This is a genomic window from Enterococcus sp. S22(2020), assembly GCF_020295385.1.
GTDB lineage: Bacteria > Bacillota > Bacilli > Lactobacillales > Enterococcaceae > Enterococcus_L > Enterococcus_L dunnyi.
The window spans coordinates 24,272-37,925 of record NZ_JACFUD010000005.1; the positions used below are offsets into that span (position 1 = coordinate 24,272).

A 13,654-nucleotide genomic window follows, 5' to 3' on the forward strand; every position below is an offset into this window, starting at 1 on the left:
ATGGGTAAAAAAATACCAGCACGAGTGAAGAACTCCGTACGTTATGTGGCATTGAGAACCATCGAACGTGTGGATAATGGAGGAGCGTACTCCAATCTATTATTAAATGAAATGATCAATAGCTCTGCGTTAGGAGAAAAAGACAGTCGTTTATTTACAGAGCTTGTTTACGGCACGATCAGCCACAAATTATTATTAGAATACTATTTAACACCTTTTATTCAAAACCCTAAAAAGGTCGATAGTTGGGTCAAGAATTTGCTTAGTTTGTCCGTATATCAACTCGTTTTTCTAGATAAAATACCCGATCATGCGATCATCAATGAAGCTGTCGAAATTGGGAAACATCGTGGAAATAGCGGCATCGGTAAATTTGTCAATGGCGTACTGCGGGCGTTTCAGCGTGAAGGCGCGCCAAGCTTAGAAAAAATCCAAGATCCTATCAAACGCTTGTCGGTCGAGATCAGTATGCCGCAATGGCTGACAGAAAAACTGATCAAGCAATTGGGCGTGGAAGAAACAAGAACGTTGGGCTTATCTCTGTTTGAAAAAAGCCATGTCAGCGGCCGTGTTGATACAAATGAAATCAGCATTGAAGAGGCATTGGATGAGTTGAAACGTGATCATATCGAAGCTTCAGCCAGTCGGGTTTCGCCTTATGGTGTGGTAGCGGACAAAGGTTTTTTAGCCGGCAGCTATCTATTTGGCGCTGGACAGCTGACCATTCAGGACGAAAGTTCAATGTTGGTGGCACCAGCGATGCAAATCGAAAAAAATCATGTTGTGCTGGATGCTTGTGCAGCGCCGGGAGGAAAAACGACTCATATTGCTACCTTTTTAGACTCTAAGCAAGGTGGACGTGTAAAATCATTAGATATTCATGATCATAAAATAAAATTGATCAAACAAAATGCAGAACGTCTTCATGTGAAAGAGGTAGTAGACACTGAAAAACTAGATGCACGTAAGGTTGGCGAAGAATTTCCTGCTGACTATTTTGATCGAATTTTAGTCGATGCACCTTGTTCTGGGTTAGGCTTGATGCGCAGAAAGCCGGATATCAAGTACCATAAATCAGCACAAGATTTTGAACAGCTGCCAAAAATCCAGCTGGAAATTCTAGAAAGTGTTGCCCCAACATTGAAACAATGGGGTATAATGGTCTATAGCACTTGTACGATTGCCGAAGAAGAAAATCAAGAAGTTGTTGCAGCATTTTTAGAGAAGCACCCTGAATTTAAAAAAATCGATGTGAAAGCCAATGACCTTGTACAGACTGCTGTTAAAGATCAAATGCTGACATTATACCCGCATCAATTAGGAACAGATGGCTTTTTTATTTGTTGTATGCAGAAAGTTTGTTAAACGAGGTGAAGCAGAGTGGAAATCAATTTTCAAACAGATGTCGGACGGAGACGAAATACGAATCAGGATTATGCTGGTCTATTTGAGAATCAGACGGGTCTAGCTTTAGCGATTTTGGCTGATGGAATGGGCGGTCATCAAGCTGGTGATGTTGCTAGCCAAATGGCAGTGAATAATCTAGGGGCACGCTGGCAGGAAAGTCAAATTGAAACATCAGAAAAAGCAGCACAGTGGCTGATCAAAGAAATTCAAGATGAAAACGAGCGGATCTATCAAAAAGGACAGTCCCAACCAGAATATTTAGGGATGGGGACAACGATCGTCAGCGCAGTGTTGTTGGAACAATCCTTTGTATTGGCGAATATTGGCGATAGCCGTGCCTATTTAATACGTAATGAGCAGTTGGTTCAGCTGACAGAAGACCATTCATTAGTGAACGAATTGGTAAAATCTGGTGAAATTACCCGTGAAATGGCAGCCAATCATCCGCGGAAAAATGTTTTGACCCGCTCGTTAGGCATGCCGGGGACTGTCGAAGTAGATGTAACGAATCATCTTTGGGTGCCAGATGATTATATTTTATTGTGTTCAGATGGGTTGACGAATATGGTTTCTGAAGAGGATATATTAGCGATCATACTTTCAGATAAACCACTAAAAGAAAAAGTGTCAACGTTGATCACTCAAGCCAATGAAGCAGGCGGAGCGGATAATATTACCGTTTTGGTAATCCATTTTGACGAACAGAAGGAGGCAAACCAATGATCGAAATCGGCAGAAAATTAAATGGTCGATATCACATTATTGGCAATATCGGTAGTGGCGGAATGGCGAATGTTTTTTTAGCCCATGATTTGATTTTGGATCGTGATGTCGCAATCAAAGTACTGCGTTTTGACTTTCAAAACGATCAGGCAGCGATCCGCCGTTTCCAAAGAGAAGCTTTAGCAGCTACCGAATTGGTTCATCCGAATATCGTCAGTGTGTATGACGTTGGTGAAGAAGATGGGCTTCAATATTTAGTCATGGAATATGTCAAAGGAATGGACTTAAAGCGATATATCCAGACACAATATCCGATTCCATATGCAAAAATCGTAGATATCATGGAGCAAATTTTATCAGCGGTTTCTTTGGCACACGAACATCGGATCATTCATAGAGATTTGAAACCGCAAAATATTTTGATGGATGAAAGCGGCGTAGTGAAAATCACCGATTTTGGGATAGCCATTGCTTTGACTGAAACATCGATCACACAGACAAACACGATGCTGGGCTCTGTTCATTATTTGTCACCAGAACAAGCCAGAGGGAGTATGGCGACAAACCAATCCGATGTGTATGCAGTTGGGATCATTTTATATGAAATGCTGACTGGAAATGTCCCTTTTGATGGAGAATCAGCTGTGACGATTGCGTTAAAACATTTTCAAGAAGAAATCCCTTCTGTTAAAATGGTCGATCCAAATATACCGCAATCATTAGAAAATGTGGTGTTGCATGCAACAGCAAAAGATCCAGCAGATCGTTATAAAACTGCGGAAGAAATGTCCCGAGATCTATATACGGTACTTGCGGCAAATCGTCTGAACGAGCCAAAGTGGGAACCTACGGGTTTGATTGGCGAAACAAAGATCTTAACGCCGATCACTGATGAAATGAGCATGCCTTCAGCGTTTGCTGCGATGGATACACCCCCTGAAGAACGCAATGAACATGAAGAAATCGAGCAGCAAGAAGCAGAAGCACAAGTGAAAAAGAAGAAAAGAAAACGAAATCGAATCATTGTATTTGTCATTTTTCTCCTAGCTTTATTGATTGGTGGAGTTGTGTATCTAGCCAGTCAAGGAAGTAGTGAAGTCAAAATTCCAGATGTGTCTGATAAAACAGAAGCACAAGCTCGGACGATGCTGGAAAGTGCTGGTTTGAAAGTCAAATCAGAGTCCAAACAAGTGCAAAGTGATGATATCGAAGAAGGAAAAGTAGTTAAAACAAATCCTGAAATGGGCTCTACTGTAAAGAAAAATCGTGAAGTCGAGTTGTATATCAGCTCTGGAAATAAGAAAATCAAGCTAGTTGATGTTACCGGTGAGAGCTACAAAGATGCCATCGACAAGTTGGGTGAACAAGGGTTCAAAGAAAACCAAATCAAAATCACTAGAGAAACAGACACTCAGGTAGACGAAGACAAGGTCATCAGTCAAACACCTGACGCTGGTGAAGAGGTCGATCCAAAAACGGATGAGATCATGTTGGTCGTCAGTGAAGGGCCAGATGATATTTATCTGGCAAATTATGCAAGCCTAGGCTATAGCTATGATAATGCTGTTGCAGAGTTGTTGAGCTACGGTATTAAATCAAGTCAAATCTCACGTGTCGATAAAGCTAGCGATACAGTAGAAAAAGGGCTTGTTATGGAACAAGATCCAGCACCAGGTAATCCATTTAATCCGAAAAAGGGCAAAATCACCTTAGTGGTCAGCTCTGGACCGGATAAAACGACGCAATCGAGTTCAGAATCAAATACAGTAATTCTAGGTAGCTATGCAGAAAGTTATACGTATGACAATGCAGTAAATGCGTTGTTGGGTCTAGGTATTAAACAAAGCCAGATAGCTAAAGAAGACATAGAAAGTGATTTGCCTAAAGGCACAGTCGTGTCTCAAGACCCAGGTGCAGGAGCATCATTTGATCTAAATGGCAATGCAAAAGTCACATTGAAAGTTAGTTCAGGTCCGAGTAACGTAACAGTGCCGAATGTTTCTGGGCTATCATCATCAGAGGCCAAATCTCAGATTGAAAGTAGCGGCTTAGACTACAAAGAAACGGGTGATACGGCTAAAGGAAAAGCGGTCAGCATCACACCGAGTGTTGGAAGTAGTGTTCCTAAGGGGACGACAATCACGGTTAATTTTGTTAATGAAACAAATGATACAAACGGTGAAAATAGCTAAAATAAAAATGAAGCAATCCTCTGAAAAGAGATTGCTTCATTTTTTTAATTTAAAGAAGTTGCCTTAAATGTAGCTTCGATACCAAATTCCGTAGGCTCGTTTGCTGTCAAAAGCTCTTCAGTCAAGGTAACTGAAAATACATCTTGGGTACTATAAGGATTCAAGTAGTAAACAAGATCATCAACATCCATAATCGCTCGATATTGAGTATAATCAACAGATCCATCATTTTTGATATTGACGCCTTTTGGAATCGTGACATTATCTAAAATGTGAAAAACGGCATTAACAGCATCTCCTGTTGTTTGGCCTTTTTCAGTCAAATGACGTGTATAAACAGTTCGGGCGAACCGTTCAGGTGAGGTATATCCTCCAGGTAAACCAAAAGTGCCGGAGCCTTGTCCAAAAGGTTTAAGCTCATAGCCGTCAATAGAAGTCGCTGGGTTATTTGTTGGTTTGATAAAAATGTAATTATTCAAATTTTTCAAGTGCCATTCAAATTCAGGACTATTCGTCATTACGCCGATCGGGTTATCTTTGATCTCGATCGTTCCGCTATTTGTTTCTACGACAACTGATTTTCCTGTTCGATCGGTAATGATAAAGTGCAATGGAACGGTGATCCCTAAAAGAGAGACAGGTGCATTCACAAGTGCGATTTCATCTATACGTTGTTTTAGCTCATCGATCGTTGCGATTTCGCCAAGAACCCAAAGAATGAATTCGTGAGGAGCAAGATTTAGTTTGTTCTCTACAGGTTCAGGTACGTATTTTGCTTCATCTAAAAAATATAGCTCAGCAATGGAAAGCCCTTTTTCATTCACACCATCAGCAAAGAAATACTCTTCCAATTTACGGCCAGTACCGACAAATCCGTATGGTGACTGCTGTTTTTGTCCGAAATGAGTTGTCCAAGCATGATTTCTAGGCATGACGATCGGTCTTCCGTCAAGCTCAAAACCAAAATCCATCGTTCTAGCCAAGAAATGATTTTTTTGTGTTGATTCAAAAGTTAAACTTGTGCACATATGTTTTCCTCCAAGCTAATTGATAATAAAACAATTATACAACGAATCATAGATATAGTATGTCTACAAACTCTTAAAAAGTAAAAAGAAACCATTCTTGAGTAATGAATGATATCGATATGAGAAGAAGTTCAATAACTTTTGGGAATGTGGTAAAATGAAACCAATAAAAACTAAGGAGGTGGCATTTCTGAAAGGTCAAATAAGAAAAGCATTAAGCGGATTTTATTACATTTATGCTGATGGTCAGACATATCAAACAAGAGCACGCGGCAACTTTCGGAACCGTAAAATCACACCGTTAGTCGGTGATGAGGTGATGTTTGAAAGCGATAGTTTAATAGACGGGTATTTATTGGAAGTCTTTCCCAGACACAATGAATTAGTACGTCCGCCTGTTGCAAATGTGGATCAAGGTGTCATCGTTATGAGTATGGTAGAACCGAATTTTTCATACAATTTGCTGGATCGTTTTTTGGTGACGCTTGAGGAGAAGGAAATCACACCGATCATCTATTTAACGAAAATCGACTTGCTTACTGGTGATGAGGCAGTCAAGGTAGCAGACATTCAACAAGTATATGGTGAGCTTTACTCAGTGATTGCGGCAACAAGTACAGGTGATGAAGAAGCCGTTCGTGAATTGGAGCAGTTTTTCCCAGAACGACTGACTGTATTTATGGGACAGTCTGGTGCCGGAAAATCAACATTACTGAACAAAATTTCTCCAGATCTGCAATTAGCAACGAATGAAATATCTGAAGCGTTAGGGCGAGGAAAGCATACGACACGCCATGTAGAACTTTTACCATTGTTTGATGGTTTAGTTGCCGACACTCCAGGATTTAGTTCAATTGACTTTTTAGAAATGGAAACAACCGAGCTGCCAAAGCAATTTCCTGAATTTGTCAAAGCGGCACATTTATGTAAGTTTCGTGAATGCATGCATCGAAAAGAACCAGGCTGTGAGGTAAAAGCGCTCGTGGAAACTGGTGAGATCGCGCAGACACGTTATGATAATTATCTCCAGTTTTTATCAGAGATCGAGAATCGCAAACCAATGTATAAAAAGAAATAACCAAATCACGTAATCAGAACATGAGGGAGGATTTTTTTATGAAATTAGCACCATCGATTTTAAGCGCGGATTTTGCAAATTTGGAAAGAGATATTCAATTGGTTGAGAAATTAGGTGCAGACTATATCCATGTTGATGTGATGGATGGGCAATTTGTTCCCAATATAACTTTAGGCCCAAATGTAGTTTCTGCGATCCGTCCAACTACAAAATTGCCGTTGGATGTTCATTTAATGATCATTCAACCAGAAAATTATATTGAAGAATTCGCTAAAGCGGGTGCAGATATCATCACGGTTCATCAAGAATCTACACCTCATATTCATCGTGCTGTCCAAATGATCAAAGCGTCAGGTGTAAAAGCTGGAGTCGTTATTAATCCCGGAACGCCATTATCAGCGATTGAATATGTGTTGGACTTAGTAGATCAAGTATTGATCATGACAGTAAACCCAGGATTTGGTGGTCAAAGTTTTATTGAAAGTTCATTAAACAAAATTGCCCAGCTGAAAGAATGGAAAGATACAAAAGGCTATACGTATGATATTGAAGTCGATGGCGGAATCGAGCCGGAAACAGCGAGACGCTGTAAAGAAGCAGGCGCTAACGTTTTTGTTGCGGGATCATATATTTATAACTCTGAAAGTCCTAAAGATAGAATTGCAGCATTGAGAGCTGTCTTGGACTGATGAATATACTACTTGTGGCTGGCGGCTCGCCGAAAGAATGGCCGCAGTTTTCGATCGAGCAGTTTGATTTTATCATAGGGATCGATCGTGGTAGTTTGTATAGCTTAGAGCGTGGCTGGAAACTTGATTTAGCTGTAGGCGATTTCGATTCGTTGAGGCAGGAAGAGTTTGAACGTGTAAAAAAAGAAGTAAGAGAAATCGAGCAGGCACAAGCTGAAAAGGATTTTACAGATACTCAGCTAGCGTTGATGAGAGCGTTTGAAAAATTTCCTGAAGCGGAAATGACGATCATTGGTGCGACAGGCGGCAGAGCGGATCATTTTCTTTCAAATCTTTGGTTGCCGTTAGAGCCGGAATTTCAAGCGTTTGCTTCACAAATTAAGTTGAAGGATCGGCAAAACAGTATTACGTATTACGGTCCTGGAAGCTATTCGATCGCAAAAGAAGTTGGAATGACGTACCTCGCTTATTGTTGTTTGACACCAGTCAGCAACTTAACCTTGACAGAAAGCAAATATACTTTGGATCATGTGGATGTTCCGATACCGACATCCTATGCCAGTAATGAGTTTGTAGGTAACAGCGCATCGTTTTCATTTGATTCAGGGATGATCGCTGTGATTCAAAGCAGAGATTTAAATAAAAAAAGCTGAACGGAAACGTTCAGCTTTTTGCATTATTTTCTATTAAACACGCTCGATTTTACCAGATTTCAAAGCACGAGTTGACACCCAAACTTTTTTAGGTTTACCGTCTATCAATACACGAACTTTTTGCAAGTTAGGTTTAACAGTACGTTTAGTAGCGTTCATTGCATGTGAGCGGTTATTGCCGCTGCTTGTCTTACGACCAGTAAAGTAACATACTTTTGCCATTTTTAGTTTCCTCCTTTGCTTTGATCTCGGAGCGATAGTTTTCAGCTCATACTAACTTAATTTATCATAGAAAGCAGGTTTTTGCAAGTAGATTTTTAGATAGGATAAAAAATGGTTATACAAAAATCTAGTGATTTTTGTAATTTAAAACGTTCTATTTGTTTTAAAAATATATTTACTTATTGTTTTTAGTGTTGTATTATATCTTTTAGGGGGTGTAAAAATGTCTAAAAGTATTAAAAAAATATCTATATCTGTTTTCGCAGTAGTGATGACAGTAGTGTTCACTTTAGGATTCAATGCTGAAGCCAAAGCAAGTGCTGTTGTAGATGGGAAATATGAGTTGTTGGATGCAAATGCTTATTCTGAAATTATTTATTCTGATGTTTCAGGTAAGAAGACGTATGCTGGGAATATTACTGATTTTAGCCTAGAGCTTGATCAGACTCAAACTACTGTGACTTTAGCGTATTCGATCGGTGAGGATCAATTTGTGTTTGAAGGAACCTTGTACTCATCACTAGCAAACGGCAATAGCCGTTGGTATGTGTTGGACACGATGAATGGTAAAAAGTCAGCGATCACGATGACGTTACTTGTAGCCAAAGAAGCTAAAAATTCGTGTAGTCCATCTTTGCCGAATGAGCAAGGGACTTACAGGCTTGTTTTATCTTCAGGTGCTGCAGATATAAGTAATTTCTTTGAAGCTGGGATTCGTCCAAAAGTACAGACGAGAGTTGTTTACAAAGAAATTTGATCCAATCGATAACAGGTATAAAAAAAATAAAGTCAACGATTTGTTCACTGGACGAGTCGTTGATTTTATTTTTTTTATGATAAACAACTGTTTATTTTGCTGATAAGAAAGAAGAAATGTGTTTGACAATTCTTGACAAACAATGTAAATTGTACAATTATTGGTAAATTTGGTGAGACACTCTATAATATTCTAATTAACTTCCTTTTCATTGAGAGGTTGCTATGTTAAAATATTATAGAAGAAAATAGGGCAATTATGCTCTTTAAGGAGGCTTTCATCAATGGCTGTAAAAATAAAAACACCAGCAGGCACCATTGAGATTACCAATGAGGTTATCGCTACTGTAGTTGGCGGAGCTGCGACAGATATCTACGGAATCGTCGGGATGGCTAGTAAAAACCAAATCAAAGATAATTTAAATGGCATTTTGCGCAAAGAGAATTTCTCTAAAGGTGTAGTCGTACGTCAAGAAGAAAATGGCGTAGCGGTCGACGTATATACAATCGTAAGTTATGGAACAAAGATTTCAGAAGTTTCTCGAAATGTACAAGAAAAAGTCAAATACAACCTTGAGACATTACTTGGTGTCACTGCTAATTCTGTCAACGTTTTTGTACAAGGTGTTCGTGTGTTGCCTGACTAGGCAGCCGACTGTTAAATAGAAGAAATACTTTTCGTCTATTAGCAGCAATCTAAAGGAGGATTTTTAGGTGAATGTAACAGAAATCAGTGCAAGTCAGTTCCAAGAAATGGTTCAGGCTGGTGCGAGTCGTCTGCATGTCAATGCAGAGTATGTCAACTCATTGAATGTTTTCCCTGTGCCGGATGGTGATACAGGAACAAATATGAATTTATCCATGACAAGTGGAGCAAAAGCTGTAGCAGATTCTCGTTCTGAAAAAGTTGGAGAACTAACAACAGTCCTTTCAAAAGGATTATTGATGGGCGCTAGAGGAAACTCTGGGGTTATTTTATCGCAATTATTCCGTGGTTTTTCTAAACAAATTCCAGACGTTGTTACGCTGAATGCACAAGACTTAGCCGCAGCGTTTACTCATGGAGTAGAAACTGCTTATAAAGCTGTAATGAAACCTGTAGAAGGAACAATTTTGACTGTTTCTCGTGAAGCTGCCCGTTCAGGTGAACGTAAGGCAAAAGAAACAGATGATTGTATTGAAGTGATGGAAGCTGTTGTTAAAGGTGCTAAACGCGCGTTAGCTAAAACACCAGATCTTTTACCTGTGTTAAAAGAAGTCGGTGTTGTAGACAGTGGAGGTCAAGGGTTACTATTTATCTATGAAGGCTTTTTAGAAGCATTATCTGGTAACTTTTTAGCTACAGAAGTATATGAACCAACACCAGGCGAAATGGATGAAATGGTCAATGCTGAACATCATCGTGGGGTTAGCGGACACGTTGCCACAGAAGATATCAAGTTTGGTTATTGTACAGAGATCATGGTACAAATCGGTGAAGGTCCAACTGTAGATAGTGATTTCGACTATGACACATTCAGAAATTACCTGAACGAACTAGGCGATTCTTTACTGGTTGTCAACGACGATGAAATCATCAAAGTTCATGTTCATACAGAACATCCTGGTGAAGTCATGAACTACGGACAAAAATTCGGATCATTAGTTAAAATCAAAGTTGATAATATGCGTTTACAACATGAAACATTGGTTGAGCATGATGCACAAGCTGCAGCTGCACCAAAAGCGCGTGTTCCTTATGCGGTAATTGCGATCGCAGCTGGAGAAGGCGTTCAGGAATTATTCCGCAGCCTTGGAGCAAGCTACATCATCAGCGGTGGTCAAACAATGAACCCAAGTACAGAAGATATCTTGAAAGCAGTGAAAGAAGTCAATGCTGATCAAGTGATTATTTTACCAAATAATAAAAATATCTTCATGGCAGCCGATCAGGCAGCGGAAGTAGCTGATATTCCTGTAGCTGTTGTCCCTACGAAAACAATTTCTCAAGGAATGACAGCGATGCTTGCTTTCAATGATCAACAATCTCTTGAAGAGAATAAAGCAACGATGACAGAAATGATCGAAAGTGTTGTCAGTGGTCAAGTTACGACAGCTGTACGTGACACAACGATCGATAACGTTGAAATCAAAAAAGATGACTACCTAGGAATGATCGATGGAAAAATCGTCGTTTCCGAGCCAGATATGGCTAAAGCTTCATTGGATACGCTAAAACGTATGATCGACGAAGATACTGAAATCGTCACGATCATTGTCGGTGAAGGCGGAACAATGAAGGAAGCTGAGCAATTTGCAGAAGCGTTGACTGCTGAATTTGAAGATCTGGAAACAGAACTTCACGAAGGCGGACAGCCGGTTTATCCATACTTATTTTCAGCTGAATAATCAAGAAATCTAAAAGAGAACGGGACAGAAGTGTTTGACACGTAGTACTTTAGCACTTAGAATTTTGCTCGTTTCACTTTGCTGTTTGAACAATAGTGAAGCTGGATGCGTTAGCTGACATGATCGAAGCGCAGTGAAGTAGTTACTTCTGTTTCTGTCATTCATTTTAAAAGGACTGGGTTGTAACTCGTAGAGTTATGTCTCAGTCCCTTTTTTTACAGGAATAAAAATGCTATATTAATATCAATGAAGAAAAATTTCGTATTTTAAAGATGAGAGGAGGGACGTAAGTGGATTTATCAGATGACATCAGTGTCTTATCGGGTGTAGGACCAAAGCGTGCTGAGAATTTAAAAGAGCTGGGGATCCAAACGATCGAAGATCTGCTGACTTACTATCCTTTTCGCTATGAAGACATTCAGGAAAAAGAGTTAAATGACATTCAGGATCAAGAAAAAGTGACGCTTAAAGGCCTCGTTGTTTCTGAACCTGTTGTTAGCCGATATGGGTACAAAAAGAGCCGACTGATGTTCCGGATGATGCAGGACCATGCAGTGATCAACGTTTCCTTTTTTAATCAGCCATACTTAAAAGATAAAATCATAATGTCGGAAGAGATTGCAGTCTATGGAAAATGGGATGCAAAAAGAAAGTCATTGAACGGCATGAAGATCTTAGCTGCGAAAAATGAAGGGGAAGATTTTGCGCCGATTTATCATGTGAACAAAAAGGTCCGGCAAAGCAGTTTGATCCAGCTTATTCGTGCTGGTTTTGATAGCTATGGAGAACTGATCCAGGAAATTTTACCAGAAGAATTGTTAGAAAAATATCGCCTGATTTCAAGAAAAGAAGCGATTTTTGCGATGCATTTTCCGCGTGATCCAGAGGAAAGTCATCAAGCTAAGCGTCGAGTCGTTTTTGAAGAGTTTTTCTTCTTTCAGTTAAAAATGCAAGGGTTGAAACGGCAGGAGAAAGCAGAGAAGAACGGATTAAGTATTCAATATGATGTTGAACGTTTAAAGGAATTTACAAAAAAATTACCATTTGAATTGACTGCGGCACAAAAGAAAGTGACGAATGAGATTTGCCGAGACTTGATGAGTGCCAACCATATGCAGCGTTTGCTTCAAGGAGATGTAGGGAGCGGGAAAACAGTCGTTGCGGCGATTGCTTTGTATGCAACGATGACAGCTGGTTTTCAAGGTGCACTGATGGTGCCGACTGAAATTTTAGCTCAGCAGCATATGGAAAGTCTCCAACAACTATACGATCCTTTGGAGGTACGTACAGCTTTATTGACAGGTTCGACGAAAACAAAGGAACGACGTGACATTTTAGCACAACTGGCATCAGGAGAAATCGACATCATCATTGGCACACATGCATTGATTCAAGAAGATGTTATTTTTCATCGTTTAGGGCTAGTGATCACAGATGAGCAGCATCGTTTTGGTGTAAATCAACGGCGGATACTTAGAGAAAAGGGATTGAAGCCGGATGTTCTATTTATGACAGCGACACCGATCCCTAGAACGTTGGCTATCACAGCTTTTGGGGAAATGGATGTGTCGATCATCGATGAAATGCCCGCTGGACGAATCCCGATCGAAACACGTTGGATCCGCCCACCACAGTTAGATACGGTATTGGAATGGATGCAAAAAGAACTCGCGTGCGGTCATCAAGCGTATGTCATTTGTCCTTTGATCGAAGAATCTGAGGCACTGGATGTCAAGAATGCAACAGAGATTTTTGAACACATGTCTGCTTTTTTCAATCCTGACTATCAAGTTGGTTTGCTTCATGGAAAAATGAAGAACCAAGAAAAAGATGAGATCATGCAAGAGTTCAAAGAGAATAATCTGCAGATACTCGTTTCCACGACGGTAATCGAAGTCGGCGTCAATGTCCCAAATGCTACAGTCATGTTGATCATGGACGCAGATCGTTTTGGTTTAGCGCAGCTGCATCAGCTGCGTGGTCGTGTTGGTCGTGGCTCGGATGCATCCTACTGTATTTTAGTCGCCAATCCTAAGAATGAAATGGGCGTTGAGCGAATGAAGATCATGACGGAAACGAATAATGGTTTTGTACTAAGTGAAAAAGATTTAGAATTGCGTGGTCCGGGAGAAGTATTCGGTGCGAGACAATCTGGGATTCCGCAATTTGCCGTCGGTGATATTGTCACAGATTTTAATATTCTGGAAGTAGCACGGCAGGAAGCGAGTGCGATTTGGAAAAAAGAACAGTGGTGGCTGCTGCCGGAGTATCGTGGAGCGGCTGAGAAAATCAAACCTCATGAAGCGGAGCAACAGTTTTTTGATTAGGATTTTTTGATAAATGAGCTGAATGGAATAAACCAGATTTTTCAATAGATAGAAAAAATAAGAAAAGATGGAGAGCTTCTTTTTGTCTTTTTCTTAATTTGTTTAAGGTCTAAGTGGCTTGTTCCGCTTTTCTCGATCCAGCTGCACGAGCCAGTCTCTCGGAAAAAAGATAAATGAGGAGTGAGACAAAG

The 13,654-nt window shown here is 40.1% G+C and carries 12 protein-coding genes; 10 read left to right on the forward strand and 2 right to left on the reverse strand.

Going from position 1 to position 13,654, the window contains the following annotated elements; all coding sequences use genetic code 11:
- From rsmB to pknB, 3 genes are read left to right on the forward strand one after another with little or no spacing between them, the layout of a single operon-like run.
- Nucleotides 1-1,365, forward strand: coding sequence for a 16S rRNA (cytosine(967)-C(5))-methyltransferase RsmB (rsmB, locus tag H3T55_RS11205; protein ID WP_225534535.1), 1,365 nt, complete (start codon nt 1-3; stop codon nt 1,363-1,365).
- Between the two features lie 15 nt (nt 1,366-1,380).
- The gene (locus H3T55_RS11210; protein WP_087641816.1) at nt 1,381-2,130 is read left to right on the forward strand and encodes a Stp1/IreP family PP2C-type Ser/Thr phosphatase; all 750 of its coding nucleotides are present in this window, start codon (nt 1,381-1,383) and stop codon (nt 2,128-2,130) included.
- On the forward strand, nt 2,127-4,322 hold the full coding sequence (gene pknB / locus H3T55_RS11215) for a Stk1 family PASTA domain-containing Ser/Thr kinase (protein WP_225534536.1): 2,196 nt from the start codon (nt 2,127-2,129) through the stop codon (nt 4,320-4,322). The genes H3T55_RS11210 and pknB overlap by 4 nt, the downstream gene beginning before the upstream one ends.
- Before the next feature lie 44 nt (nt 4,323-4,366).
- On the opposite strand, the gene H3T55_RS11220 is transcribed toward pknB, so the two are convergent.
- A complete protein-coding gene (locus H3T55_RS11220) occupies nt 4,367-5,350 on the reverse strand; it encodes a choloylglycine hydrolase family protein (protein WP_225534537.1) in 984 nt (327 codons plus the stop codon).
- A gap of 181 nt (nt 5,351-5,531) precedes the next feature.
- Between H3T55_RS11220 and rsgA the strand changes: the two genes are divergently transcribed.
- The 3 genes from rsgA to H3T55_RS11235 are packed head-to-tail and all read left to right on the forward strand — an operon-like array spanning nt 5,532 to nt 7,770.
- A complete protein-coding gene (gene rsgA / locus H3T55_RS11225) occupies nt 5,532-6,428 on the forward strand; it encodes a ribosome small subunit-dependent GTPase A (RefSeq protein ID WP_225534739.1) in 897 nt (298 codons plus the stop codon).
- A gap of 38 nt (nt 6,429-6,466) precedes the next feature.
- Entirely contained in the window at nt 6,467-7,117 is a 651-nt protein-coding gene (gene rpe, locus H3T55_RS11230; RefSeq protein ID WP_225534538.1) for a ribulose-phosphate 3-epimerase, read from the forward strand.
- Nucleotides 7,117-7,770, forward strand: coding sequence for a thiamine diphosphokinase (locus H3T55_RS11235; protein WP_225534539.1), 654 nt, complete (start codon nt 7,117-7,119; stop codon nt 7,768-7,770). Before rpe ends, H3T55_RS11235 begins: the two co-directional genes overlap by 1 nt.
- Nucleotides 7,771-7,803: 33 nt before the next feature.
- Here the strand turns inward: H3T55_RS11235 and rpmB are convergent, their stop codons facing one another.
- Entirely contained in the window at nt 7,804-7,992 is a 189-nt protein-coding gene (gene rpmB / locus H3T55_RS11240) for a 50S ribosomal protein L28 (RefSeq protein WP_010761898.1), read from the reverse strand.
- Nucleotides 7,993-8,215: 223 nt separating this feature from the next.
- Here rpmB and H3T55_RS11245 point away from each other — a divergent pair, with 223 nt between their 5' ends.
- The 4 genes from H3T55_RS11245 (at nt 8,216) to recG (ending at nt 13,463) form a co-directional block, all read left to right on the forward strand.
- A complete protein-coding gene (locus tag H3T55_RS11245) occupies nt 8,216-8,749 on the forward strand; it encodes a hypothetical protein (RefSeq protein ID WP_225534540.1) in 534 nt (177 codons plus the stop codon).
- Between the two features lie 283 nt (nt 8,750-9,032).
- On the forward strand, nt 9,033-9,395 hold the full coding sequence (locus H3T55_RS11250) for an Asp23/Gls24 family envelope stress response protein (RefSeq protein ID WP_087641830.1): 363 nt from the start codon (nt 9,033-9,035) through the stop codon (nt 9,393-9,395).
- A 67-nt stretch (nt 9,396-9,462) separates the two neighbouring features.
- Nucleotides 9,463-11,136, forward strand: a complete 1,674-nt coding sequence (locus H3T55_RS11255; RefSeq protein ID WP_087641831.1) for a DAK2 domain-containing protein — start codon at nt 9,463-9,465, stop codon at nt 11,134-11,136.
- Between the two features lie 290 nt (nt 11,137-11,426).
- Nucleotides 11,427-13,463 carry an ATP-dependent DNA helicase RecG gene (recG, locus tag H3T55_RS11260; RefSeq protein WP_225534541.1) on the forward strand — a complete coding sequence of 679 codons (2,037 nt, stop codon included), beginning with the start codon at nt 11,427-11,429 and terminating at the stop codon, nt 13,461-13,463.
- The last annotated feature ends 191 nt before the right edge of the window (nt 13,464-13,654 follow it).